Source organism: Nonomuraea sp. ATR24 (assembly GCF_041950485.1).
Classification (GTDB): Bacteria; Actinomycetota; Actinomycetes; order Streptosporangiales; family Streptosporangiaceae; genus Nonomuraea; species Nonomuraea ceibae.
In genome coordinates this window covers 1-24,887 of record NZ_JBGNUU010000002.1, presented here as the reverse complement: position 1 = coordinate 24,887, position 24,887 = coordinate 1, and the positions used below count along the sequence as shown (strand labels likewise).

Below are 24,887 nucleotides of genomic sequence, written 5' to 3'. Positions count from 1 at the left end.
GGCATGCCGTTGTGCCTGGTCACAGGGGCGACCGGCTATATCGGCGGGCGGCTGGCCCCCGAGCTGCTGGCCGCCGGTCATGACGTGCGGTGCATGGTGCGTTCGGCTGGGCGGCTGCGCGACCTGCCGTGGGCGGCGCGTACGGAGGTGGCCGAGGCCGACGCCACGGACGCCGGGCGGACGCGGCGGGCGCTGGACGGGGTGGAGGTGGCGTACTACCTGATCCACACGATGGGGGCGAGCGGCCGGTTCGCCGAGCGGGACCGCCTGGCGGCGCGGACGTTCGCGGCGGCGGCGGCCGAGGCAGGGGTGCGGCGGATCGTCTACCTGGGCGGTCCGGCCGCCGGCGAGGCGCTCTCGCCGCATCTGCGGTCGCGGGCCGAGGTGGGGGAGATCTTCCTGGGGGGAGTGGTGCCGGCGGTGGTCCTGCGCGCCGCGATGATCATCGGGTCGGGGTCGGCGTCGTTCGAGATGCTGCGCTACCTGACCGAGCGGCTGCCGGTGATGACCACACCGCGCTGGGTGCGGAGCCGCACCCAGCCGATCGCGGTACGGGACGTGCTGCGGTATCTGGTCGCGTGGGCGGAGGTGCCGGGGACGGTCAACCGAGGGTTCGACATAGGCGGGCCCGATGTCCTGACTTATGCCGACATGATGCAGGAGTACGCCGCCGTGGCCGGGCTGCCGCCCCGGCTGATCCTCCCGGTGCCGCTGCTCAGCCCCCGGCTGTCGAGCCTCTGGGTGGGGCTCGTCACGCCGGTCCCGGCGAGCATCGCCCGCCCGCTGGTGGAGTCGCTGCGCAACGAGGCCGTGTGCGGCGAGCACGACATCGCCCGCCACGTGCCCGACCCCGAGGGCGGGCTGATCGGCTTCCGCCGGGCGGTGTCGCTGGCGCTGATGAAGATCAGGGAGGCCGACGTCGCCACGCGCTGGTCCTCGGCGTCCACGCCCGGCGCGCCCAGCGACCCGCTGCCCACCGACCCCGACTGGGCGGGAGGCAGCCTCTTCGTCGACGACCGCAGCCTGGCCGTGCCGTCGAGCCCGGAGGCGCTGTGGCAGGTGATCGAGGGCATCGGCGGCCGCAACGGCTGGTACTCGCTGCCGGTCGCCTGGAAGCTCAGGGGGCTGGCCGACCGGCTCGTCGGCGGCGTCGGGTTGCGGCGCGGCCGGCGCGATCCGGCGCGGCTGCGGGTGGGCGACACGATCGACTTCTGGCGGGTGGAGGAGGTGCTTCCCGGCCGGCTGCTGCGGCTGCGGGCCGAGATGCGGCTGCCCGGCCTGGCCTGGCTGGAGCTCGGCGTCACCCGCTCCGGCGGCCGGACGGTCTACACCCAGCGGGCGATCTTCCACCCGCACGGGCTGCTCGGCCACCTCTACTGGTGGGCGATCTCGCCCTTCCACGGCCTGATCTTCGGCCGGATGCCGGTCAACGTGGCCGCCGCGGCCCGGCGACGGGAGCGATCCCGGTCCTGAGGCCCGTACCGCTGTGGTGACGGGCCGGGGAGCCCGGCGGCGCGGGTGCGCCGCCGGGCCCGTGTGCGGGCGCGGGCGGGGGCCACGACGAGTCCGCACGTCATCGGACGGTACGGGACGGGCGGGCGCGGGCGGATCAGCCCCGAGGGGGATGACGGGTCAGCCCGGGGGATGATCCGGCAGGACGCTAGCCGGGCTGCCGCCTGCGCCCGGCGCGGTAGCGGCGCACCTTGCCGATCGTCCACCAGGCGGCCAGCGCGAACAGCGCCAGCAGGACGATCACCAGCAGCGGCAGGAAGATCGCGACCAGGCTCATGCCGAGCGCGCCCGTGTCCTCGGCCACGCTCGCCACCGGCGCCCCGGCCCCGGCGGTGCCGGCGTTGACCACGGGCCTGGCCGCCGTCTTGAGGGCGTGCACGGCCAGCGCGACCACGATGCCGAGCAGCCAGGACGCCCACGGGTTCTCGGTCATCCAGGTGGAGCGGTCGAGCTCGGCGGCGGCGCTGGTGGCGCTGAAGACGACGCCGCCGGACGCGGGTCGTACGACGGTCTGGATCAGGTCGTTGACCGTGTCGACGGCGGGCACCTTGTCCAGCACCATCTCCGCCGCCAGCAGCACGGCGATGATCGCCAGTACGCCCCAGTGGGACAGCCACGCGTAGCCGTCGGGCAGCCGCACCCGGTCGGTCAGGTTGGCCAGCACGCCCACGACGAGCAGCGGGATGTAGGCGTTGAGCCCGGCGGCGGTGGACAGGCCGAGCCCGGTCAGTGCGGCGAGCATGCCCCTAGTCTGCCCGGGCGGCCTCGTCCATGAGGCGCCCGAGCCCGTGAGCGGTGAACTCGGCCACGGCGCGCTCGTACTTCTCCATGCCCCACGACCAGAAGTCGAAGTCGATCGTGTCGTTGGCGCCGTCCTGGATGGAGGCCCACAGGGTCCAGCCGTACTTGGCCATCAGGCCGAGCAGCCGGGCGCGGGCGATCTTGTGGCGCAGGCGGCGGCCGTAGTAGGCGGTGACGAGCTCGTCGAGCTGGTCGAGCGACAGGTCCGACTCGCTCCACACGTTGCCCAGCTCGAAGCAGGCGTCGTTGTTGCCGGCGTACTCGTAGTCGATGAGCCACAGCCGCCGGCCGTCGTCGATGATGTTGCCCGGCAACAGGTCGTTGTTACACGGAACGGTGCCTTCTGCCCTTATTTTCAGACATTTACGGAGTTGCTCCACAACGGGCATGAACTCCAGGTACCGGTCCGGCAGCCGGAAGCCCCGCTCCCGCACGATCGCCAGATAGCGCCGCTGCACGTCGAACATGTCGAAGTCGCGCACGAACCGGGGCCCCGCGTGCAGCCGCCGGCACGCCTCGGCCACCCGCGGCAGGTTGGCCGAGTCGCGCACGTCGTCCTGTGTGAACGTGCGCCCCGGGATGAACCCCACCACCAGCACCCCCTCGCCCGGCAGGTAGGCGTGCACCGGCGCGCCCACGCCCGCCCGCGCGGCGGCGATCGAGGAGGCGTGCTCGGCGTCGCGGTCGATGGCCAGCAGCGACCCGTCGCTGGCCCACACCCGCACCACGTACGCCCCGCCGGGGGTGGTGACCTTGTAGTTGTGGTTGGTCAGGCCGCCGGGCAGCTCCTCCACGGAGCGCGGCACGCCTGCCAGCAGGGGGATGCGGTCGAGGATCTCGAGCACGGCCATGGTCGATGCTAGCTCCGCCCCGCTAAACGGTCTAGACCTTTTACGGCCCGCCGGTTAGCCTCGCGGGCATGAGCGACTCGGCGCGCATCGTGATCATCGGGGGCGGCGTCGGCGGCGCCTCCGTCGCCTACCACCTCACCAAGCTCGGCGAGCGGGACGTCGTCCTGCTGGAGCGCGACGAGCTCACCAGCGGCTCGACCTTCCACTCGGCGGGCCTGGTCGGCCAGCTCCGCGCCGATCCGACGCTCACCCGGATGAACCAGTACTCCGTCGAGCTCTACCGCACCCTCGACGCCGGATGGACGGAGTGCGGCGGCATCAAGCTCGCCTCGACCCCGGAGCGGATGGCCGAGATCCGCCGCCAGATCGGCTGGGCCCGCACGTTCGGCCTGCCGCTGGAGGAGATCTCCGTCGCCGAGGCGGCCGAGCTGTTCCCGCTGATGAGCACCGAGGGCGTCGTCGGCGCCGCCTACCTGCCGACCGACGGCCAGATCGACCCGTCACGGCTGTGCTACGCGCTGGCGGCCGGGGCCAGGGAGGGCGGCGCGCGGATCCGTACCAAGGTCCGGGTCCTCGGCCTGGACGTCGAGCGCGGCCGGGTCACGCGGGTGCGCACCGACCAGGGCGACATCGACTGCGAGGTGGTCGTCAACTGCGGCGGCATGTTCGCCGCCGAGATCGGCCGGATGGCCGGGGTGCGGGTCCCGATCGTGCCGATGTCGCACCAGTACGTGGTCACCGACGGCTTCCACGAGCACGCCGGGCTGCCCACGCTGCGCGACCCCGACCTGCTCGTCTACTACCGGCAGGAGGTCGGCGGGCTCGTCATGGGCGGCTACGAGCGCACCTGCGCGCCGTGGACGGCGGGGGAGTCGTCCTACGACGCGATCCCGGCCGGCTTCAACGGGCGGCTGCTGGCGGAGGACTGGCCGAGGTTCGAGGAGATCTCGGAGAACTCCCGCGTCCGCGTGCCCGCGATGGCCGACGTCGGCATCCGCAAGCTCATCAACGGCCCGGAGGCGTTCACCCCGGACAACGAGTTCTGCCTGGGCGAGACCGAGGTCGGCGGCTTCTACGTGGCCGCCGGGTTCTGCGCCCACGGCATCGCCGGCGCGGGCGGCATCGGCAGGGTGATGGCCGAGTGGATCGTCGACGGCGAGCCCGGCATGGACGTCTGGCACATGGACGTCCGCCGCTTCGGCGCCCACTACCGCTCCCCGTCCTACACGCTGGCCCGCGCGGTGGAGAACTACGAGACCTACTACGACATCCGCTACCCCGGCGACGAGCGCGCGGCGGGCCGCCCGCTGCGCACCTCGCCCGCCTACGGCTGGCACGCCGCCCACGGCGCGGTCTTCGGCGAGAAGGCCGGCTGGGAGCGGGTCAACTACTACACGTCCAACGAGCCCGCGGGCGACGGCGTCCGGCCGCACGGCTGGGCGGGCCGCAACTGGTCGCCCGCCGTCGCCGCCGAGCACCACGCCACCCGCACCACGGCCGGGCTGTTCGACGAGAGCTCGTTCGCCAAGATCGAGGTCACCGGCCCCGGCGCCGCGTCGCTGCTCGAATGGGTGTGCACCAACCGCGTCGCCCGCCAGGTGGGCGACGTCACCTACACCCAGGCGCTCAACCGGCGCGGCGGCATCGAGTGCGACTTCACCGTCACCCGGCGCGGCGAGCGGGAGTTCCTCGTCGTCACCGGCACCGCGTTCGGCTCCCACGACCTCGGCTGGCTGCGCAAGCAGGCCCGGCTGCGCGGCGCCGACGTCCGGATCGCCGACGTGACCGGCAGCCGCGCCTGCTTCGCGCTGTGGGGGCCGCGCGCCCGCGACATCCTCGCCACGCTCACGCCCGATCCGCTGGACTTCCCGTTCATGACCGCGCGCGAGCTGACCGTGGGCGACGTGCCGGTGCTGGCGCTGAGGGTGACGTTCGTCGGCGAGTTCGGCTGGGAGCTCTACTGCTCCACCGAGTACGGGCTCGGGCTGTGGCGGACGCTGTGGCGGGCGGGCGAGCCGTACGGGCTGGTGGCGGGCGGCTACCGGGCCATCGACAGCCTGCGCCTGGAGAAGGGCTACCGGGTGTGGGGCGCCGACATCGGGCCCGAGACCACGCCGTACGAGGCCGGGCTGGGCTTCTGCGTCAAGCTCGACAAGGAGTTCCTCGGCCGCGACGCGCTCGACCCCGACCCGCCGCGCCGGCTGCGCCGCCTGGCGCTCGCCGACCCGCGCGCCGTGGCGCTCGGCAACGAGCCGGTCCGCCTCGACGGCCGCGTCGTGGCCCGGGTGACCTCCGGCGGCTACGGCCACACCGCCGGGCAGTCGATCGCCTACGCCTACCTGGAGAAGGACGCGGACGACGCCTCCGGGGTGGAGGTCGAGGTGGAGGGCGCCTGGGTGCCCGCGACCGTCGTCACGTGACGCCGCTGCGCACCGAGATCCGCACCCGGTCGGGCCTGAACAGGTCACGGGCGTGCTCGACCGGGGCGCCGTCGGCCGCGTAGGCGGTCCGCTCGACGCGCATCAGCGGCGCCCCCGGCTCGATGCCCAGCTCGGCCGCCTCGGCGGGCCCGGCGATGACCGGGTCCAGGTGCTCCAGCGCGGTGCGGGGCGCCAGGCCGTACCCGTCGGCCAGCAGCGCGTACAGCGACCCGGTCAGGTCCTGAGCGAGGAAGCCGGGCAGGGCGGGGAAGAAGGAGCGTTCGAGCGCCAGCGGCGAGCGCCCGGCCGAGCGCACCCGCGCCACCTCGTGCACCGGCGAGCCGGGCTCGACGCGCAGCGCGGCGGCCACGGCGGCGGGAGCGGGCACGGTGGCGGCCGTCAGGATGCGCGCCTCGGCCCGCAGGTGCACGCGCCGCACCTGCTCGGTGAACCCGGCCAGGCCGGTCAGGTCGCGTTCGATGCGCGGCTCGGCGACGAACGCGCCGCCGGTCCGGCCCGGCACCCTGACCAGCACCCCGTCGCGCTCCAGCGTGGCCAGCGCCTGGCGCAGCGTCATCCGGCTCACGCCGAGCCGGCCCGCCAGCTCGCGCTCGCCGGGCAGCCTGTCGCCCGGCGCCATGTCGCCGCCGGCGATCGAGTCGAGCAGCCAGCGCTCGATCTGCACGTGCGCGGGAACTCCGGTGCCGCGTTCCAACTCGGGAGGATTCCCGACCATTCGGGCATCGTAGCCGGTCACCGGGACAGCCCGGCCAACCGCTCCACCGCCTCCGCGAACTCGTACACCATCGCGTAGACCACCTCGCGGGCCGGCCGCACCCGGTCGAGCCGGCCGACGAAGGAGGCGGCCGGCTCCGATCCCGCCGTGCTCCACGGTGCCGACCAGGGCCGCCACCGGCACGCCCGCCTCCCGCGCCCGCGCCACGCCGCCCGGCGCGGCCGGGCCGATCCAGCCGGGCACGAGCACGTCCACCGCGTACGGCCGGCCGCGCACCTGCCGGTCGATCCAGGCCGGCTCGGCGTCGAGCCGCTCGGGGGTGTACGCGATCGCGCCCAGCACGCCGAACCCGCCCGCGTTGGTGACCGCGGCCACCACGTCACGGCAGTGGCTGAAGGCGAACAGCGGGAACTCGATGCCCAGAAGCCGGGTGATGGCGGAGGTTCGGTCCAGGGTCAGTCGACCGCCAGCGCCACCGCTGGATCGTGCCAACCGTGCTCCGGGTCGTAACGCCGCACCAGCCGCGCCGGCACCCCCGCCACCACGCTGTGGTCGGGGAACTCGCCGCGCACCACCGCGCCGCCCGCCACCACGCACTGGCGGCCCAGCCGGGTGCCCGGCAGGATGATCGCCCCCGCGCCCAGCCACGAGCCCGAGCCGATCGACACCGGGCTGTTGCGCGGCCACTGCCTGCCGATCGGCACGTCCGGGTCGTCGTAGACGTGGTTCTGGTCGGTGACGTACACGTACGGGCCGGTGAAGACGTCGTCGCCGATGTCGATCGACTGGTGGGCCACGATGTGCGTGCCCCGCCCGATCGAGCAGGACCCGCCGATCCGCAGGATCGAGCCGGGGCCCAGATCCACGCCCGGCCACATGCCGCACGAGATCGACACCCGCTCGCCGATCAGCGTGTGGGCGCCGATCTCGATCCAGCGCTCCCCGAAGATCGCGCCCGGCGGGAAGGCGATCTTCGCGCCGTCGCCCAGACGGCGGAACCCGTGACCCGCGGGCGTCTCGGGAGTGATGGCACCCGCGTCGCGGATCGCGGCGTAGGCCCGGTGGATCAGCGTGCCGAACGCCCGCCGTACAAGTGACATAGGGACCAAAGTTACCGCTAGGTCATCCTGTTCGGGCATGTCGGGGGCGTTGTTTGATATCCTGAGAGCCCGTGGACACATCGGCCACACCTCGAGCCACGGGAGCCTCCTTGCGCAGCGCATCGCAAACCAAGCATCTGTTCGTCACCGGCGGTGTCGCCTCCAGTCTCGGCAAGGGCCTCACCGCCTCCAGCCTGGGCCGTCTGCTCAAGGGCCGCGGGCTCCGGGTCACCATGCAGAAGCTCGACCCGTACCTCAACGTCGACCCCGGCACCATGAACCCGTTCCAGCACGGCGAGGTCTTCGTCACCGACGACGGCGCCGAGACCGACCTCGACGTCGGCCACTACGAGCGCTTCCTCGACACCGACCTGCACGGCTCGGCCAACGTCACCACCGGCCAGGTCTACTCCAACGTCATCGCCAAGGAGCGGCGCGGCGAATACCTCGGCGACACCGTCCAGGTCATCCCGCACATCACCAACGAGATCAAGGACCGCATCCGGGGCATGGCCGGCCCCGACGTCGACGTGGTCATCACCGAGGTGGGCGGCACCGTCGGCGACATCGAGTCGCTGCCGTTCCTGGAGGCCGTCCGCCAGATCCGCCACGAGGTCGGCCGCGACAACGTGTTCTTCCTGCACGTGTCGCTGCTGCCCTACATCGGCCCGTCCGGCGAGCTCAAGACCAAGCCGACCCAGCACAGCGTCGCCGCGCTGCGCAGCATCGGCATCCAGCCCGACGCGATCGTGCTGCGCTCCGACCGGCCCGTGCAGACCGCCATCAAGCGCAAGATCAGCCTCATGTGCGACGTCGACGAGGACGCCGTCGTCAGCGCCGTCGACGCCGCCTCCATCTACGACATCCCCAAGGTGCTGCACTCCGAAGGCCTCGACGCGTACGTGGTGCGCCGCCTCGGCCTGCCCTTCCGCGACGTCGACTGGAAGGAGTGGGAGCAGCTCCTGCGCCGCGTGCACCGCCCGGCCAAGGAGGTGACGATCGCGCTCGTCGGCAAGTACATCGACCTGCCCGACGCCTACCTGTCGGTCACCGAGGCGCTGCGCGCCGGCGGTTTCGCCTGCGACGCCCGCGTCAACATCCGCTGGGTCAAGAGCGACGACTGCGAGACCCCCGAGGGCGCCGAGCGCGAGCTCGACGGCGCCGACGGCGTGCTGATCCCCGGCGGGTTCGGCGTGCGCGGCATCGAAGGCAAGATCGGCGCCATCCGCCACGCCCGCGAGAACAAGATCCCGCTGCTCGGCATCTGCCTCGGCATGCAGGGCATGGTCATCGAGGCCGCCCGCAACATGGCCGGCATCACCGACGCCAACTCCGCCGAGTTCGACCCCGACACCAAGCACCCGGTCATCTCCACCATGGCCGACCAGGAGGACGTCGTCGCCGGCGAGCGCGACATGGGCGGCACCATGCGCCTGGGCAGCTACACCGCCAAGCTCGGCGAGGGCACGCTGGCCCGCCAGCTCTACGGCGGCCGGGCCAAGGCCGACGAGCGCCACCGCCACAGGTACGAGGTCAACAACGCCTACCGCGACAAGCTGGAGAGCGTCGGCCTGGTCTTCTCCGGCCTGTCGCCCGACGGCCGCCTGGTCGAGTACACCGAGCTGCCCGCCGACACGCACCCGTTCTTCATCGGCACCCAGGCCCACCCCGAGTTCCGCTCCCGGCCCACCCGCGCCAACCCGATGTTCAAGGGCCTCGTCAACGCGGCGCTCGCCTACGCCGACAGCCGCGTGAGCGCGAAGGCGGCCAAGTGAGGATCCAGGACACGCCCGAGCGCTGGGACGTTCTCGAAACCAGGAAGCGCTTCTCGGGACACGTCATCGAGGTCGTCACCGACACCGTCCGGATGCCCGGCGACGACCACGCCGACCGCGACTACGTCGTCCACCCGGGCTCCGTCGCGGTCCTCGCCCTGGACGAGCAGAACCGCGTCCTGCTCCTGCGCCAGTACCGCCACCCGACCCGCCACCTGCTCTGGGAGCTGCCCGCCGGGATCCGCGACGTGCCCGGCGAACCCCTGGTCGAAGGGGCCGCCCGCGAGCTCGCCGAGGAGGCCGGCTACCGGGCCGCCACCTGGCACACGCTCGTCGACCTCTACTCCTCGCCCGGCATGTCCGACGAGCGCATCCGCGTCTTCCTCGCCCGCGACCTCACCAAGATCCCGGACGAGGAGAACGGGTTCGTGCACCGTCACGAGGAGATCGGCATGCCGGTCGAATGGGTGCCCCTCGCCGACGCCGTCGAGAAGGCCCTGATGGGAATGATCCACAATTCCCCGGCCGTGGCCGGTATCCTCGCCGCATACACGGCTTCGGTTGAGGGGTTCGGCCTGTTGCGCCCCGCCGACGCGCCCGAGGCCTGACGACCGGGAGGACCATCGTGGAGGCGGTGCTCTCCAGCTACCTCGCCCATTTGGCGGTGGAGCGGGGCCTGGCTGCCAACACGCTCGCCTCCTACCGTCGCGACCTGCGCCGCTACCTGGAACACCTGCGCGCCCGCGGCCTCCTCCGCCTCGACGAGGTGGGGGAGGCCGACGTGCGCGCCTTCCTCGCCGCCCTGCGCGAGGGCGACGGCGACCACCCGGCGCTCGTGGCCAGCTCGGCCGCGCGCGCCGTCTCCGCCGTGCGCGGCCTGCACCGCTTCGCCCTGCGCGAAGGCGTCACCGCCCACGACCCTGCCGACCAGGTACGGCCGCCGCGCCAGCTCCGCCGCCTGCCCAAGGCCATCGCCGTCGACGAGGTCGAACGCCTCATCGCCGCCTCAGGCCCCGACGGCGCCCCCCTCACCCTGCGCAACCGCGCCCTGCTCGAAGTCCTGTACGGCACCGGCGCCCGCATCTCCGAAGCCGTCGGCCTGGCCGTCGACGACCTGGAGGACGACCAGGTACGGCTGCGCGGCAAGGGCGGCCGCACCCGCATCGTCCCCCTCGGCCGCTACGCCCGCGCCGCCCTCGACGCCTACGTCGTGCGCGCCAGACCCGGCCTGCTCGCCCACGGCCGCGGCACCCCCGCCGTGTTCCTCAACGCCAGAGGCGGCCGGCTGACCCGCCAGGGCGCCTGGGAGGTGCTCCAGGCCGCCGCCGTGCGCGCCGGCCTCGCCGGGATCTCGCCCCACGTGCTGCGCCACTCCTTCGCCACCCACCTGCTCGACGGCGGCGCCGACGTCCGGGTCGTCCAGGAGCTGCTCGGCCACGCCTCCGTCACCACCACCCAGGTCTACACACTCGTCACCGTCGACAAACTTCGCGAGGTCTACGCGGCGGCGCATCCACGGGCCCGCCAGTGATCTATAGTCTTTTGGGTCGTGCGGCACATCGGCGTGCCGCCTTGCCGCGTTAAGTGGTGACGCCATAGTGTCCGTCCGGACGGTCCGGTTCGGGATCGTCAGGGAGGTTCGAGCTGGTGACTGTGAAGACCAACGGTTCGGCCCCGGGGACCCCCGACAACCCCTGGGGAGACACGAAGACCAACGCGCCCTCCACGGGCGTCAACCTGGGCCCGACCCAGCGCCCCCGGCCGGTGTTCCCCGAGCCCGCGCCGCGCGACGTCCACGGCCCGGCCCGCGTGGTCGCCATGGTCAACCAGAAGGGCGGGGTCGGCAAGACCACCACCACCATCAACCTCGGCGCCGCCCTCGTCGAATACGGCCTCAAGGTGCTGCTCGTCGACTTCGACCCGCAGGGCGCCCTGTCCGTCGGCCTCGGCATCAACCCGCTCCAGCTCGACCTCACGGTCTACAACCTGCTGATGGAGCGCAACGTCACCGCCGAGGACGTGCTGCTGGAGACCGGCGTCGAGGGCCTCGACCTGCTGCCCAGCAACATCGACCTGTCCGCGGCCGAGGTCCAGCTCGTCACCGAGGTCGCCCGCGAGCAGGTGCTCGGCCGCGTCATCAAGCCGCTGCTGCCGCACTACGACGTCTGCCTCATCGACTGCCAGCCGTCGCTCGGCCTGCTCACCATCAACGCGCTCACCTGCGCCCAGGGCGTCATGGTGCCGCTGGAGTGCGAGTTCTTCGCGCTGCGCGGCGTCGCCCTGCTCATGGACACCATCACCAAGGTCCAGGAGCGGCTCAACGAGGACCTCGAGATCGAGGGCCTGCTCGCCACCATGTACGACGCCCGTACCCTCCACGGCCGTGAGGTGCTCGCCCGCGTCGTCGAGGCGTTCGGCGACAAGGTGTTCCACACCGTGATCAACCGTACGGTGCGCTTCCCCGACGCCACCGTCGCCGGCGAGCCCATCACCACCTTCGACCCCTCGTCCCTGGGCGCCAACGCCTACCGTGAGCTGGCGCGCGAGGTGCTCTCGCGCTGGCCCGCGGCTGCGACAATGGCCAGGTGACCGAGCAGCAGCAGGGATTCCAGGTCCACCTGGACGTCTTCGAAGGCCCCTTCGATCTGCTCCTCGGCCTGATCGCCAAGCACAAGCTCGACATCACCGAGGTCTCGCTGTCCCAGGTGACCGACGAGTTCATCGCCTACATCCGGTCCCGCGGCCCCGAATGGGACCTCGACCAGACCAGCCACTTCCTGCTCGTCGCCGCCACGCTGCTCGACCTGAAAGCCGCCCGGCTGCTGCCCTCCGGCGAGGTCGAGGACGAGGAGGACCTCGCCCTGCTGGAGGCCCGCGACCTGCTGTTCGCCCGCCTCCTGCAGTACAAGGCGTACAAGGAGGTGGCCAAGGTCTTCGCCGGGCGCATGGCCGACGAGGCGCTCCGCTTCCCCCGCACCGTCCCCCTGGAGCCCCAGTTCGCCAACCTGCTGCCCGAGCTCATCCTCGGCATCGGGCCCGAACAGCTCGCCCGCATCGCCGCCAAGGCTTTCACCCCGAAGCTGCCGCCCACCGTCAGCGTCGGCCACATCTACCAACCACTCGCCAGCGTCCGCGAACAAGCCGCTATCCTGGTCGAGCGGCTGCGCCGCATGCGCAGAGCCACCTTCAGGGCCCTGGTCGCCGACTGCGAGGGCACCTTCGAGGTCATCGCCCGCTTCCTCGCCGTCCTGGAGCTCTTCCGGGAGTCGGCGGTCACCTTCGACCAGCTCGAACCGCTCGGCGACCTGCACGTCACCTGGACGGGCGCCGACGACGGCGACGTCTCGGTGGGGGACGACTACGAGGAGAGCGCGGAGAAAGCAGCAGATGACTGACCACCCCCAGGCCCCCCGCGGCGCCGACCGCATCCCCGCCTGGATGACCCTCCCCGGCGCCCTGACCGACCCCCAACCGGAGCCTCCAGACGCCGGCACGGCGAGCAACGAGACGGCGGAGCCCGGCGCGGCGGTCTCCCCGGACGAGGTGGCCGACCTTCTTCCGGCGGCGGACGGCGTGCCGCCCCTTCCCGGCGCCGGTGCGGCGGGCAGCGGGACGGCGGAGCCCGGCGCGACGCGTACGGTGGGGGAGGCGGCTCAGGGGTCCGGGGAAGGGCCTGGGCTCAAGGCGGCGCTGGAGGCCATCCTGCTCGTCGTCGACGAGCCGGTGGCCGAGGTGACGCTGGCGCAGGTGCTGGAGAGGCCCACGCACGAGGTGGCGGCGGCGCTGCGGGAACTGGCCGAGGAATACACTGCCGCCGGGCGGGGTTTCGATCTGAGAGAGGTCGCGGGCGGCTGGCGTTACTACACGCGCGCCGACTGCGCCGGGCTGGTCGAGCGGTTCGTACGCGACGGCCAGCAGACGCGGCTGACCCAGGCCGCGCTGGAGACTCTCGCGGTCGTGGCCTACCGGCAACCGGTGAGCCGCGCCCGTGTCGCCGCCGTACGCGGCGTCAACAGCGACGGCGTCATGCGGACGCTCGTCGCGAGAGGGCTGGTCGAAGAGGCCGGCACCGACCCGGAGAGCCAAGCGGTGCTCTACCGGACAAGCTCATACTTCCTTGAACGTCTGGGACTGCGGGACATCAGCGAGCTCCCCGAGCTCGCGCCCTTCCTCCCCGACGACGTGGAAAACCTCGAGGAGACGACAAAGTGATCAACAGGCGAAGCACCCCGTCCGGTGAGGGACGCGGTCGAGGACGCGCGGGCGGCTCCGGCCGCGGCGGGCGTCCCGCCTTCCGCTCGGACGACAGCCGCGGCGGACGCCGCGACGACTTCCGTGGCGGTTCCCATCGAGATGGTGAACGCGGCGGCCCCCGCCGCGACGACACCCGCGGCGACGCGCGCCGCGACGACTTCCGCGCCTCCCGCCGAGGCGAGCGCGGCGGCTTCCGCGACGACCGGGGCGGCCGTGACGACCGCGCCGGGTCGGGCGGCGGCGGCTTCCAGGACCGCTCCGGTTCGCGGAGCGGCGGCGGCTATCAGGACCGCGCGGGTTCGCGCGGCGGCGGGTTCCAGGACCGCGCGGGTTCGCGCGGTGGTGGGTTCCGGGACGGTTCCCGTGGCGGGGACTCCCGGGGCCGTGACGACCGGGCCGGCTACCAGGGGGACCGGCGCGCCGGGGCCCCGAGCGGGCGCGGTGACCGTGACAGGTTCCGCGACGGTGAGGGTTTCCGCGGCGACCGGCGCGGGTCCCGCGACGAGCGTGGCGGGACCCGTGACGACCGGGGCGGGTTCCGTTCGGAGGGCCGGGGCACGGCTGAGCGCGGGTTCAGGGACGAGAGCGCCCGTGACGGGCTGCGCGCCGACCGCGGCGGCTCCCGCGCCCGCTACGGCCGCCCCGCCGCCCGAGACGCCCGCGAGCGTACGGGCTTCGGCGGCGGCGACCGGAACGAAGGCCGCGACCGCTTCGAGAGCCGTGACCGCTCTGAGGGCCGCGACAGGTTCGAGAGCCGCGACCGTGCCGAGGGCCGTGACCGGTTCGAGGGCCGCGACCGCTACCAGGGCGGTGACCGGTATGCCGGGCGTGACCGGTACGAAGGGCGTGAGGGCGCCGGGCGGGGCTCCGGGGAGACCCGTGGGCCGCGCGAGGAGCGCGGCGGGTTCCGGGCCGATCGGAGCGGGCGAAGGGACGACGCGGCGCGCGGCGGATCGCGGGGCCGGTTCGGCCGGCGTGACGACTCCGGGCGCGGCGGGCGTACCTCCGGGCGTGACGGCGTGCAGACCATCGGCGGCGCGCGCCGCGACGGCGGGAGGCGCGACGGCGGGTTCGGCGGCCCAGGCGGTCCCGGCGGCTCAGGCGGCTCAGGCGGCGGCCGGGGCGAGGGCGGGCCGGCGCGCGACCGGTTCAAGACGGCGCGGCAGCCCATGCGCGACCGTGACTTCTTCCCCGACGGCTACACCGACGAGCGTGACACCACCGAAGTGCCGGACGGCGTGCGGCTGCAGAAGGTGCTCGCCCAGGCGGGCGTGGCCAGCCGCAGGGCCTGCGAGGAGATGATCGGCGACGGCCGGGTCACCGTGAACGGCCAGGTGGTGCGCAGGTTCGGGGCCAAGGTGGACCCGGCCACACAGGTGATCCACGTCGACGGCAAGCGCATCCCGACGGCCCCCGACCTGGTCTACTACGCGCTGAACAAGCCGATCGGCGTCGTGTCGACGATGGACGACCCGCAGGGCCGGCCGTGCCTGGCCGACTTCGTGGAGGAGCTGGCGCCGAGGCTGTTCCACGTGGGCAGGCTCGACACCGAGACCGAGGGCCTGCTGCTGCTCACGAACGACGGCGAGCTGGCCAACCGGCTGACGCATCCCAGCTACGGGGTGCAGAAGAAGTACTGGGCGAAGGTGCCCGGGCCGATCCCGCGTGACCTGGGCCGCAGGCTCAAGCAGGGGATCGAGCTGGAGGACGGCCTGGCCAGGGCCGACAGTTTCGCGATCGTGCAGGAGCACGGCCAGCAGGCGCTGGTCGAGGTGGTGCTGCACGAGGGCCGCAAGCACGTGGTGCGCCGCATGCTGGAGGAGGCGGGGCACCGGGTGATCGATCTGGCGCGGATCGAGTTCGGGCCGGTCAAGCTGGGGCGGACGAAGCCGGGCACCGTCAGGGCGCTGTCCCTGAAGGAGGTCGGCGAACTTTACGCGGCCGTGAAGCTGTAATCTGGCCGCGACGCAGGAGCCCGTGCGACCCTCCGCACGGGCTCTCCCGCTTATCGAAGGGGCGAAGCGCATGGTGCGGGCGATCCGCGGGGCGATCCAGGTGGATGCCAACGACCGTGGCTCGATCATCGAGGCCACGACCGAGTTGGTCACCCAGATCATGGAGCGTAACGAGCTCACCACGGATGACGTGATCAGCGTGCTGTTCACGGCGACGCCCGACCTGACCGCGGAGTTTCCCGCGCTGGCGGCGCGCAAGCTGGGCTTCCACGAGGTGCCGCTGATCTGCACCACGGAGATCGACGTGCCGGGCGCGCTGCCGCGGGTGGTGCGGCTGATGGCGCACGTCGAGACCGACCGGCCGCGTTCGGCCGTCCAGCACGTCTACCTGCGGGGCGCGGTCGCGCTCCGGCAGGACATCGCTCAATAGGATCCCGGGACGACGACATGGCCACCGAACTGCGCACCGTGCTGGTTGTGGGCACCGGTCTCATCGGCACCTCGCTGGCGCTGGCGCTGCGGCGCAAGGACGTGCGGGTGCTGCTCGCCGACCGCGATCCGGGCGCCGTGCGGCTGGCCCGGGAGCTGGGCGCGGGCGAGGAGTGGCAGCCCGGGAGCCAGGATGACGGGCCGGCGGCGGATCTCGCGGTGATCGCGGTGCCGCCGGGCCAGGTGGCGACCGAGCTGCTGGAGCTGCAGAAGCGCGGCGTGGCCCGCTTCTACACCGACGTGGCCAGCGTCAAGGCGGAGCCGATCGAGCAGGCGGCGCGGCTGGGCTGCGACCTGGCGGCCTATGTGGCCTCGCACCCGCTGGCCGGGCGCGAGCGGTCGGGGCCGGGGGCGGCGCGCGCCGACCTGTTCCTGGGCCGTCCGTGGGCCTACTGTCCCACCGGCGAGGCGTCGGGCGAGGCGGTCGCGGCGGTGCTGCGGCTGATCGAGCTGTGCGGCGCCAACCCGGTCGAGGTGGACGCCGCCGACCATGACCGGGCGGTGGCGGTCGTCTCGCACGCGCCGCACGTGGCCGCCTCGGCGGTGGCCGCCCGGCTGGCCGACGCCTCCGACGTGGCGCTCGGGCTGGCGGGGCAGGGCGTGCGTGACGTGACGCGGATCGCGGGCGGCGATCCCGGGCTGTGGCTGGGCATCCTGTCGGGCAACGCGGCCCCGGTGGCCGAGGTGCTGGAGGCGGTCTCGCGTGATCTGGCCGACGCCGCGTCGGCGCTGCGCGCGCTGGCCGAGGGTGACGGCACGGCGGGCGGTGAGGTGACCCAGCTGCTCAAGCGCGGCGTGGCCGGTCACGGCCGCATCCCGGGCAAGCACGGCGGCCCGGCGCCGGCGTACGTGGTGGTCCAGGTCGTCATCGGCGACCGTCCGGGCCAGCTGGCCCGGCTCTTCCAGGTGTGCGACGAGGTCGGCGTCAACGTCGAGGACGTCCGCCTGGAGCACGCGCCCGGCCTGCCGCTGGGTGTGGCCGAGCTGTCGGTGCAGCCCGACTCGGCGGCCCGGCTGAGCCAGGCGCTGGTCGAGCGCGGCTGGCAGGTGCCCTAGATCGCCGAAGGGCCCCGGTGGACGTCCACCGGGACCCTCCGAAGCGCCGACGGGTCAGCGCTGGGTGACCGCCTGGCTCACGGCGTTGGGGCCGTCGTACTGGCGGTCGGGCATGGCTTCCAGCGCCTTCAGCGTGGCCTGGTCGGCCCCCTGGCGGCGGGCGGCGGCGATCAGGTCGGCCTTGGTGGCCGGGTAGTCGACGCCCTTGAGGTGCTTCTGGAGCTGGATCGGATTCGATGCAGTAGTCATGACTGTGTGTTACCCAACTGTCACGATTTGTAACCATTGTCCAGAAGGCGGCGGGCGCGCTCCACTTCGGGCGGCAGTTCCCGGCGCTGCGCCAGGGCCCGCCGCAGCCGGGGGAGCGCCGTACGCAGGCCGTGCCAGCCGCGCGGGCCGCGGCGTACGGCGTCGAGCGAGAGCAGCGCCACCACGCGCCAGGGGCGGCGCAGGACGGCGGTGAGGACGGCGTTGCGCACGGCCAGCGACTGGCGGCCGGCCGGGTCGCGGGGCGGCGCGGGGTGGTGGTGGGCCACCACGTCGTCGACGTAGGCCAGCCCCCAGCCGCGCGCGGCCAGGTCCACCGCCAGGCGCTCCTCCTCGCCGAAGAAGAAGACGACGTCGTCGAACCCGCCCGCCTCCAGGAACGCCTCCCTGCGCACCACCGCCCCGCAGGCCAGGAAGCCCAGCACGCTCGGCCCCGGCAGGTCGGCGTCGACGCCGAGCGGGGAGTCGCGCATCAGCTCGCTGACCGGGTCGAGCCGTTCCTCGGGGCCCACCAGCACCCGCGCGCCGAGCAGGGCCAGCCGCGGATGGGCGTCGAACAGGTCGGCGGCCCGTTCCAGCGCGCCTCCGGCCCACCAGGAGTCGTCGTCGGCGAAGGCCACGTACGGCGTCTCGGCCAGCTTGACGCCGATGTTCCTGGCGGGCGCGCCGAGGTTGCGGCCGGCCTCGACCGCGCGCACGTGCGGGAAGTGGCGCCGGACGAAGCCGGGAGTGCCGTCGGTGGAGCCGTTGTCGACGAGGATCACCGGCCCCGGATGGCGGGGGAGCGAGCGTTGCAGCGCGCGCAGCCGGTTCATCGTGGCCACGACGACCGTCACCCGGCTGGAGTTGTCCGTCACACGGCCTCACCTTTCCGGTGAGGACCGGCTTACTCGCGTTGACGCCGGGCGGCGGGTGCGATAGAAAGGCGGTAACAGTGTTACCGCGCAGAAACGGTGTTACCAGTGACCGTGTACCAGCAGGCCCAGCGCGAAGGCCAGGACGTCGTCCGGGCCGCCATCCTCGACACCGCGACCCACCTCCTGGTGACCGAGGGCCCCGCCGCGCTGACCGTGCGCCGGATCTCCGGCGAGGCGGGCTGCTCCACGAAAGTGATCTACACGCTCTTCGGCGGCAAGGACGGCCTGGCCGAGGCGCTCTGGCTGGAGGGATTCGCCCGGTTCGAGCAGCGGCTGCTCTCGGTTCCCGGCGACGGCCCTCTGGAGCGCCTGCAGGCCGGGATCACCGCCTACCGGGCGTACGCGCTGGACCAGCCCGACTACTACCGGGCCATGTTCATGGGCGCGCTGTCCCGGTTCGAGCCCGGCGCCGACGCGGCACACGCGGCGCGCCGGACCTTCGACCTGCTCGTGACCTGGGTCCAGCAGTGCCTCGACACCGGCCTGCTGCGCGGCCCCGCCGCCGTGGAGATCTCCGACGTGCTCTGGATGGCCATGCACGGCGCCGTGAGCCTGGAGATCTCCGGTTACTTCGAGCCGGAGGAGGCCGAGGCGCGCTACCGGCTCCTCTGCGCCTCGGTGCTCCACCCCTTCCTGACCCACGACGAGAGGACCACCTGATGGACACCCCGTACCGGGGCGGATTCACGCCCGCGACCGAGGAGATCACCGCCTACGACCTGCCGGTCACCGGCCGGATCCCGGCCGAGCTCAACGGCCGCTACCTGCGCAACGGGCCCAACCCGCTCGGCCTCGACGACCCCGGCGCCTCCCACCTGTTCCTCGGCGCGGGCATGGTGCACGGCGTGCGGCTGCGCGACGGCCGCGCCGAGTGGTACCGCAACCGGTGGGTCCGCAGCGTCGACGTCGCCGGGCGGCTCGGCGAACAGCCCAGGTCCGCGCTGTCGCACGCCGGCCTGGACTTCTCGCCCAACACCCACGTGATCGGCGTGGCCGGGCGCACGTACGCGACGATGGAGGCCGGCACGCTGCCGTACGAGCTGGACTACGAGCTCGAGACGCTCGGCCCGGTCGACTTCGACGGCGGCCTGCCCGGCGGTTACGCCGCCCACACCCACCTCGACCCGGTCACCGGCGAGCTGCACGCGGTGGCGTACTCCGTCAACTGGGACCACAACCAGCACATCGTGCTCGACGCCAAGGGCACGGTGATCCACACGCGCGACATCCAGCTCGCCGACAAGCCGATGATGCACGACTTCGCGCTCACCGCGCGCTACGTCGTCCTGTACGACCTGCCGGTGACGTTCAGCATGGCCCACGCCGAGCAGGGCGCGCCGATGCCGTACGCGTGGAACGACGACCACCCCTCCCGCGTCGGCCTGATGTCGCGCGCGACCGGCGAGATCCGCTGGGTGGAGATCGAGCCGTGCTGGGTCTTCCACACCCTCAACGCCTACGACGACGGCGACCAGGTCGTCGTCGACGTGGTCAGCTACCCCAAGCGGTTCGTCGACGCCCGCCTCGACCGCGGCGGCGAGCCGACGCTCGACCGGTGGCGGATCGACCCGGCGTCCGGCCGGGTGAGCCGGACCCGGCTGGACGAGCGGGCCCAGGAGTTCCCCCGCATGGACGAGCGGCGCACCGGCCTGCCCTACCGCTACGGCTACACCGCCGCCACCCACGACCTGACGGACGTCCTCTACCCCGGCGACGCCGAGATGGAGGACCTGCCCGACGAGGCGTTCGACAACACGCTCGTCAAGCACGACCTCAGGAGCGGCACCCAGGAGCGGCGGCAGTTCGGCCGCGGCGCGTACGTGGGCGAGCCGGTGTTCGTCGCCGCCGGCGAGGCCGAGGACGACGGGTACGTGCTCTCCTACGTCAACAACCCCGACCGGGGCGCCGCCGACCTGGTCATCCTCCCGGCGCAGGACTTCACCGGCGAACCCGTCGCCGTCGTCCACCTGCCCGCCCGGGTGCCGCTCGGCTTCCATGGGAGCTGGGTCGCCGACTGACGGGAGGCGGTAGCCTCTTCAGGTTGGGTAAAGAAGCTGAAGAGGGAGAGTCGTGACCGGTCTGGTCGTCGCCATGGACGGCCCTTCGGGGTCGGGCAAGTCGAGCGCGTCGCGCGGAGTCGCCCGCGCGCTGGGTCTGCGCTACCTGGACACCGGCGCCCAATACCGGGCCATGACCTGGTGGATGCTCAAGCAGGGCGTCGACCTCACCGACCCGGAGGCCGTCGCGGCGCGCTGCGGCGAGGCCGAGATCGTCTCCGGCACCGACCCCGACGCCCCGTCCATCCACGTCGGCGGCACGGACGTGTCCGGGCCGATCCGCGAGGACGAGGTGACCGGCGCGGTGTCCGCCGTGGCGGCGGTCCCCGAGGTGCGCGCCCGGCTGGTCGCGCTCCAGCGGGAGATCATCGGCGCCGGGGGCATCGTGGTCGAGGGCCGCGACATCGGCACCGTCGTCGCCCCCACCGCCCCCGTCAAGATCTTCCTGACGGCCAGCGCCGAGGCCCGCGCCCTGCGGCGCTCCGCGGAGCTGGCCGGCACCACGGCCGAGGCGCAGGTCGCGGCCATGGCCAGGCGTGACACCCTGGACTCGACACGCAAGACCGATCCACTCTCGATGGCGGCTGGCGCCGTCGAGCTCGACACCACCGCGCTGAACCTCGAGGAGGTCATCGCGGAGGTGCTGAGACTGGTCAAGGAGCGCACCTGAGGGTGCGGGACTCATAAAGGACGAACACTGTGTCAACGGGGGATTGGGTCGAGGCAGACCTCGACGATCTCGAAGTATCCGACGAGCAGGCCGACAGTGGCCCGCTCCCGGTCGTGGCCATCGTCGGCCGCCCCAACGTGGGCAAGTCGACGCTGGTCAACCGGGTCATCGGCCGCCGTGAGGCGGTCGTCGAAGACGTGCCGGGCGTGACCCGTGACCGCGTCACCTACGAGGCCAACTGGCGTGGCCGCCGCTTCACCGTCGTCGACACCGGCGGCTGGGACCCCGACGCCACCGGCATGAACCTGCGCATCGCCGAGCAGGCGCAGGTCGCCGTCGAGCTGGCCGACGTCATCGTGTTCGTGGTCGACGCGAGCGTGGGCGCCACCGACGCCGACGAGATCGTCGGCTCGGTGCTGCGGCAGTCCGGCAAACCGGTCATCCTGGCCGCCAACAAGGTCGACAACCAGCAGCTCGAGCTGGAGGCCGCGGCCCTGTGGTCGCTCGGCCTGGGCGAGCCCTACCCGGTCTCCGCCCTGCACGGCCGCTCCAGCGGTGACCTGCTCGACGTCGTGCTCGACGCGCTCCCCGAGACGCCCGCCGTCACGTTCGGCGAGCAGCGCGGCCCCTACCGGGTGGCGCTGCTCGGCAAGCCCAACGTCGGCAAGTCCTCGCTGCTCAACAAGCTCGCGGGCGAGGAGCGGGTGCTCGTCGACCCGATGGCCGGCACCACCCGCGACCCGGTCGACGAGCTGATCGAGCTCGGCGGGCGCACCTGGCGCTTCGTCGACACCGCCGGCATCCGGCGGCGCGACCGCGAGCTGCAGGGCGCCGACTTCTACGCCGCCATGCGCACCAGGGCGGCGCTGGAGCGCTCGGAGGTGGCGATCGTGCTCATCGACGCCAGCGAGCCGCTCACCGAGCAGGACCTGCGCATCATCACCCTGGTCATCGAGTCCGGCCGCGCCATGGTCGTCGCCTTCAACAAGTGGGACCTGGTCGACGAGGACCGCCGCTACTACCTGGAGAAGGAGATCGACCGCCAGCTCGTCCGCACCCCGTGGGCGCTGCGCGTCAACATCTCCGCCAAGACCGGCCGCCACATGGACCGGCTCGTCCCGGCCCTGGAGAAGGCGCTCGACTCCTGGTCCACCCGGGTGCCCACGTCCAGGCTGAACGCGTTCCTCACCGAGCTGATCCAGCAGACGCCGCCCCCCGTGCGCGGCGGCAAGCAGCCGAAGATCCTGTTCGCCACCCAGGCGTCCATCGAGCCGCCCAAGTTCGTGCTGTTCACCTCGGGCTGGCTGGAGGACACCTACCGCCGCTTCATCGAGCGGCGCATCCGCGAGGAGTTCGGCTTCGCCGGATCGCCCATCGAGGTCACGATGAAGATCCGCGAGAAGCGCCAGAAGAAGGACCGCTGATACGATGCGGGACAACGCGTAGACGGAGACGAGTAACCGGGGCCCGCGCGGGCCGAGAGAGCCGCCGGTCGCTGTGAAGGCGGCCCCGCGCCCCCCGGTGAAGACACTCCCGAGTGCGAGGAGGAAATGCCTCGCCGGCCTGACCCCCGTCATCGGGTCCTGGAGGCCGCCCCTCGCGGGCGGTGAAAGTGCGGTGGCACCGGGAGCTCCCTTCTCCCCCGCACTCCCAAGGGGTCACGCATATCCGCAAGGAGTTGTGATGATCTCTCGTGTCCTGTCCGCCGAGCTCGCCGAGTTCGCCGGACGACGAGTGACGATCGCCGGCTGGGTCCATCGCCGCCGGCAACTGAAATCCGTGTCCTTCCTCATCGTCAGGGACCGCGCCGGGCTCGCCCAGGCGGTCTTCCACGACGCCGCCCTGCCCGGCGAGGAGAGCGTCGTCGAGGTCACCGGCACCGTGACCGCCAGCGAGCAGGCGCCAGGCGGCGTCGAACTCACCGAGGCCCAGGTGCGCGTGCTGACCGAGCCGGCCCAGGCGCCGCCGTTCGACCTCTACCGGCCGTCGATCCCCGCCGCGCTGCCGACGGTGCTCGACCACGCCCCCGCCGCGCTGCGCCACCCGGCGCTGCGCGCGCCCCTGGAGATCTCCGCCGCGTCCGTCGCCGGGTTCCGCGGCACGCTCGACCGGCTCGGCTTCACCGAGATCCACACGCCCAAGATCGTCGCCTCGGCCACCGAGTCCGGCGCGAACGTCTTCGGCATCGGCTACTTCGGCCGGCCCGCCTACCTCGCCCAGTCGCCCCAGTTCTACAAGCAGGCGATGGTCGGCGTGTTCGAGCGGGTCTACGAGGTGGGGCCCGTGTTCCGCGCCGAACCGCACGACACCGTCCGCCACCTCGCCCAGTACACCAGCCTGGACGCCGAGCTCGGCTTCGTGCGCGACCACCGCGACGTGATGGCGGTCCTGCGCGAAGCCCTGGCGGGCATGCTCGACTCCGTACGGGACCGCGCCCCCGCCGCCGTCGCCACGCTCGGCGCCCGGCTGCCCGACGTGCCGCAGGAGATCCCCGCCATCCACTTCACCGAGGCGCAGCGCATGACCGGCGAGGACGAACCCGACCTGTCACCCGCCCAGGAACGGTGGCTGTCGGAATGGGCGCTCGCCGAGCACGGGTCCGAATTCCTGTACGTGACCGGCTACCCGATGGCCAAACGGCCCTTCTACACCCATCCCGACCCTGACCGGCCCGGCTACTCCAACGGCTTCGACCTGCTCTTCAGAGGGCTGGAGCTGGTGACCGGAGGACAGCGGCTGCACCGGCACCAGGACTACCTGGACGCCCTCGCCGCCCGGGGCGAGGACACCGGCCCGTACGAGGGCTACCTCCAGGCGTTCGCGTACGGGATGCCGCCGCACGGCGGGTTCGCGATCGGGCTGGAACGCTGGACCGCCCGGCTCACCGGCGCCGCCAACATCCGGCAGGTCACCGCGTTCCCGCGCGACCTGCACCGCCTCACGCCGTAACTCCGGTGACCCGCCCCTGCTGGGGGCGGGTCACCCCTTCCTGGGCATGAGCAGCGCCACCGCCGCGCCCGCCAGGCAGATGAACGCCGTCACCAGGAACATCTCCGTGTACTCGACATGCAGCGCCGCCTCCACCCGCGCCGTGTACGCCTCCAGCCGCTCGGCGTAGACCGCCGCGTCGACGCCGAACGGCAGCGGCGTGTCCAGATGCGCCGTGAGCGACTGGAACCGGTAGAAACCCCACGCGGACACGGCGGCGATGCCGATGAGCATGCCCATCATCCGCGCCACCACGACCGCCGACGAGGCCACCCCGTGCTGGCGCGGCGGCGTCAGCCGCAGCACCGCCGCCGACACCGGCGCGATCACCAGGCCCACCCCCAGCCCCGCCACCACCAGCGTGCCGTCCACCATCGCCCGCGCCTCCGCCAGCTCCAGCGGCCACCGACTCATCAGCGCATAACCGGCCGCCGCCACCAGCAGCCCGCCCACGGTCACCAGCCGATCGCCCAACCGACGCGCCAGCAACCCGCCCAGCAGCGCGCCCACCGGCAGCGCGATCAGGAACCGGCCCAGCACCAGCGCCCCGTCCAGCGCGTCCAGCCCCAGCAGCGTCTGCGCCGTGAACTGCACGAACACCATCGTCACCAGGAGCGCCGCGCCCGTCAGGAAGCTCACCGCCAGCGTCGCCAGCAGCGGGCCCTTGCGCACCCGCGACAGGTCCAGCAGGCGCACCGGGGAGCGGATCTCCCACCACACGAACGCCGCCCCCGCCACCAGGCCCGCCCCGATCACCGGCAGGCCCCACGGCGGCAGGACGGCATGGGCGGGATCCGGGTTGTACAGACCCACCACGAGCAACGCCAGCGCCAGCGCCAGCAACCCGCCCCCGACCAGATCCACCGCCTCCGCCTGAGAACCCTTGCTCCCGGCCTGCTCGATGGAGCCCCGCCCCTCCAGGGCACGGGTGCCCTCGGCGGGGATGGGCACGTCGGAAGGGTGGGCGCCCTCTGCGGCGGCGTGCCCTCCCGATGGGACGGCTTGCGCGGGCTCGGGGAGCCCCTCCGTGGGGGTGAGG

The 24,887-nt window shown here is 72.9% G+C and carries 23 protein-coding genes; 16 read left to right on the top strand and 7 right to left on the bottom strand.

The genetic code is table 11. The features are described from left to right. Nucleotides 1-3: 3 nt before the first annotated feature. Nucleotides 4-1,473 carry an SDR family oxidoreductase gene (locus tag ACBI99_RS03985; protein ID WP_375071688.1) on the top strand — a complete coding sequence of 490 codons (1,470 nt, stop codon included), beginning with the start codon at nt 4-6 and terminating at the stop codon, nt 1,471-1,473. 187 nt (nt 1,474-1,660) lie between these two features. Here the strand turns inward: ACBI99_RS03985 and ACBI99_RS03980 are convergent, their stop codons facing one another. Then, entirely contained in the window at nt 1,661-2,254 is a 594-nt protein-coding gene (locus tag ACBI99_RS03980) for a DUF4126 domain-containing protein (protein WP_219502597.1), read from the bottom strand. Between the two features lie 4 nt (nt 2,255-2,258). Beyond that, the gene (locus ACBI99_RS03975) at nt 2,259-3,164 is read right to left on the bottom strand and encodes a choline/ethanolamine kinase family protein (RefSeq protein ID WP_375071687.1); all 906 of its coding nucleotides are present in this window, start codon (nt 3,162-3,164) and stop codon (nt 2,259-2,261) included. 68 nt (nt 3,165-3,232) lie between these two features. On the opposite strand from ACBI99_RS03975, the gene ACBI99_RS03970 reads away from it, so the two are divergent. Further along, complete coding sequence (locus tag ACBI99_RS03970) at nt 3,233-5,584, top strand: FAD-dependent oxidoreductase (RefSeq protein WP_375071686.1); 2,352 nt, start codon at nt 3,233-3,235, stop codon at nt 5,582-5,584. Here ACBI99_RS03970 and ACBI99_RS03965 read toward each other — a convergent pair. Together ACBI99_RS03965 and ACBI99_RS03960 are read right to left on the bottom strand one after the other, a co-directional pair. Then, complete coding sequence (locus ACBI99_RS03965) at nt 5,577-6,755, bottom strand: UTRA domain-containing protein (protein WP_375071962.1); 1,179 nt, start codon at nt 6,753-6,755, stop codon at nt 5,577-5,579. The genes ACBI99_RS03970 and ACBI99_RS03965 overlap by 8 nt on opposite strands. A gap of 20 nt (nt 6,756-6,775) precedes the next feature. Next, nucleotides 6,776-7,420: a DapH/DapD/GlmU-related protein gene (locus ACBI99_RS03960; RefSeq protein WP_219502605.1), complete on the bottom strand. Its 645-nt coding sequence runs from the start codon at nt 7,418-7,420 to the stop codon at nt 6,776-6,778. Between the two features lie 110 nt (nt 7,421-7,530). On the opposite strand from ACBI99_RS03960, the gene ACBI99_RS03955 reads away from it, so the two are divergent. From ACBI99_RS03955 to ACBI99_RS03915, 9 genes are all read left to right on the top strand, one after another. Next, nucleotides 7,531-9,195 (top strand): CTP synthase, encoded by a 1,665-nt coding sequence (locus ACBI99_RS03955; protein ID WP_364172125.1) that lies wholly within the window; start codon nt 7,531-7,533, stop codon nt 9,193-9,195. Next, complete coding sequence (locus tag ACBI99_RS03950; RefSeq protein WP_219502612.1) at nt 9,192-9,803, top strand: NUDIX hydrolase; 612 nt, start codon at nt 9,192-9,194, stop codon at nt 9,801-9,803. Before ACBI99_RS03955 ends, ACBI99_RS03950 begins: the two co-directional genes overlap by 4 nt. A gap of 17 nt (nt 9,804-9,820) precedes the next feature. Continuing rightward, nucleotides 9,821-10,726: a site-specific tyrosine recombinase XerD gene (locus ACBI99_RS03945; protein ID WP_219502615.1), complete on the top strand. Its 906-nt coding sequence runs from the start codon at nt 9,821-9,823 to the stop codon at nt 10,724-10,726. 116 nt (nt 10,727-10,842) lie between these two features. After that, entirely contained in the window at nt 10,843-11,784 is a 942-nt protein-coding gene (locus ACBI99_RS03940) for a ParA family protein (RefSeq protein ID WP_219502618.1), read from the top strand. Continuing rightward, nucleotides 11,781-12,590 carry a ScpA family protein gene (locus ACBI99_RS03935; protein WP_219502620.1) on the top strand — a complete coding sequence of 270 codons (810 nt, stop codon included), beginning with the start codon at nt 11,781-11,783 and terminating at the stop codon, nt 12,588-12,590. The genes ACBI99_RS03940 and ACBI99_RS03935 overlap by 4 nt, the downstream gene beginning before the upstream one ends. A 244-nt stretch (nt 12,591-12,834) precedes the next feature. Then, nucleotides 12,835-13,407: an SMC-Scp complex subunit ScpB gene (scpB, locus tag ACBI99_RS03930; RefSeq protein WP_219502713.1), complete on the top strand. Its 573-nt coding sequence runs from the start codon at nt 12,835-12,837 to the stop codon at nt 13,405-13,407. Beyond that, on the top strand, nt 13,404-15,404 hold the full coding sequence (locus ACBI99_RS03925) for a pseudouridine synthase (RefSeq protein ID WP_375071685.1): 2,001 nt from the start codon (nt 13,404-13,406) through the stop codon (nt 15,402-15,404). The genes scpB and ACBI99_RS03925 overlap by 4 nt, the downstream gene beginning before the upstream one ends. 70 nt (nt 15,405-15,474) lie before the next feature. After that, nucleotides 15,475-15,834 carry a chorismate mutase gene (gene aroH, locus ACBI99_RS03920; RefSeq protein ID WP_219502624.1) on the top strand — a complete coding sequence of 120 codons (360 nt, stop codon included), beginning with the start codon at nt 15,475-15,477 and terminating at the stop codon, nt 15,832-15,834. 17 nt (nt 15,835-15,851) lie between these two features. After that, nucleotides 15,852-16,949: a prephenate dehydrogenase gene (locus tag ACBI99_RS03915; RefSeq protein ID WP_375071684.1), complete on the top strand. Its 1,098-nt coding sequence runs from the start codon at nt 15,852-15,854 to the stop codon at nt 16,947-16,949. Between the two features lie 54 nt (nt 16,950-17,003). Here ACBI99_RS03915 and ACBI99_RS03910 read toward each other — a convergent pair whose 3' ends face one another. Continuing rightward, entirely contained in the window at nt 17,004-17,198 is a 195-nt protein-coding gene (locus ACBI99_RS03910) for a DUF2795 domain-containing protein (protein WP_219502631.1), read from the bottom strand. 20 nt (nt 17,199-17,218) lie between these two features. Then, nucleotides 17,219-18,073, bottom strand: a complete 855-nt coding sequence (locus ACBI99_RS03905; RefSeq protein WP_375071683.1) for a glycosyltransferase family 2 protein — start codon at nt 18,071-18,073, stop codon at nt 17,219-17,221. A 105-nt stretch (nt 18,074-18,178) separates the two neighbouring features. On the opposite strand from ACBI99_RS03905, the gene ACBI99_RS03900 reads away from it, so the two are divergent. The 5 genes from ACBI99_RS03900 to aspS all read left to right on the top strand — a co-directional run bounded on the left by ACBI99_RS03900 (nt 18,179) and on the right by aspS (nt 23,809). After that, on the top strand, nt 18,179-18,793 hold the full coding sequence (locus ACBI99_RS03900) for a TetR/AcrR family transcriptional regulator (protein WP_219502637.1): 615 nt from the start codon (nt 18,179-18,181) through the stop codon (nt 18,791-18,793). Then, nucleotides 18,793-20,151: a carotenoid oxygenase family protein gene (locus ACBI99_RS03895; protein WP_219502641.1), complete on the top strand. Its 1,359-nt coding sequence runs from the start codon at nt 18,793-18,795 to the stop codon at nt 20,149-20,151. The genes ACBI99_RS03900 and ACBI99_RS03895 overlap by 1 nt, the downstream gene beginning before the upstream one ends. Nucleotides 20,152-20,203: 52 nt before the next feature. Then, entirely contained in the window at nt 20,204-20,860 is a 657-nt protein-coding gene (gene cmk / locus ACBI99_RS03890; RefSeq protein ID WP_308125679.1) for a (d)CMP kinase, read from the top strand. Nucleotides 20,861-20,889: 29 nt separating this feature from the next. Next, on the top strand, nt 20,890-22,284 hold the full coding sequence (der, locus tag ACBI99_RS03885; protein ID WP_219502646.1) for a ribosome biogenesis GTPase Der: 1,395 nt from the start codon (nt 20,890-20,892) through the stop codon (nt 22,282-22,284). A gap of 259 nt (nt 22,285-22,543) precedes the next feature. Then, a complete protein-coding gene (gene aspS, locus ACBI99_RS03880) occupies nt 22,544-23,809 on the top strand; it encodes an aspartate--tRNA(Asn) ligase (RefSeq protein ID WP_375071682.1) in 1,266 nt (421 codons plus the stop codon). Between the two features lie 30 nt (nt 23,810-23,839). Here aspS and ACBI99_RS03875 read toward each other — a convergent pair. After that, a partial coding sequence (locus ACBI99_RS03875) for an MFS transporter (RefSeq protein ID WP_375071681.1) occupies nt 23,840-24,887 on the bottom strand: 1,048 nt, incomplete at its 5' end.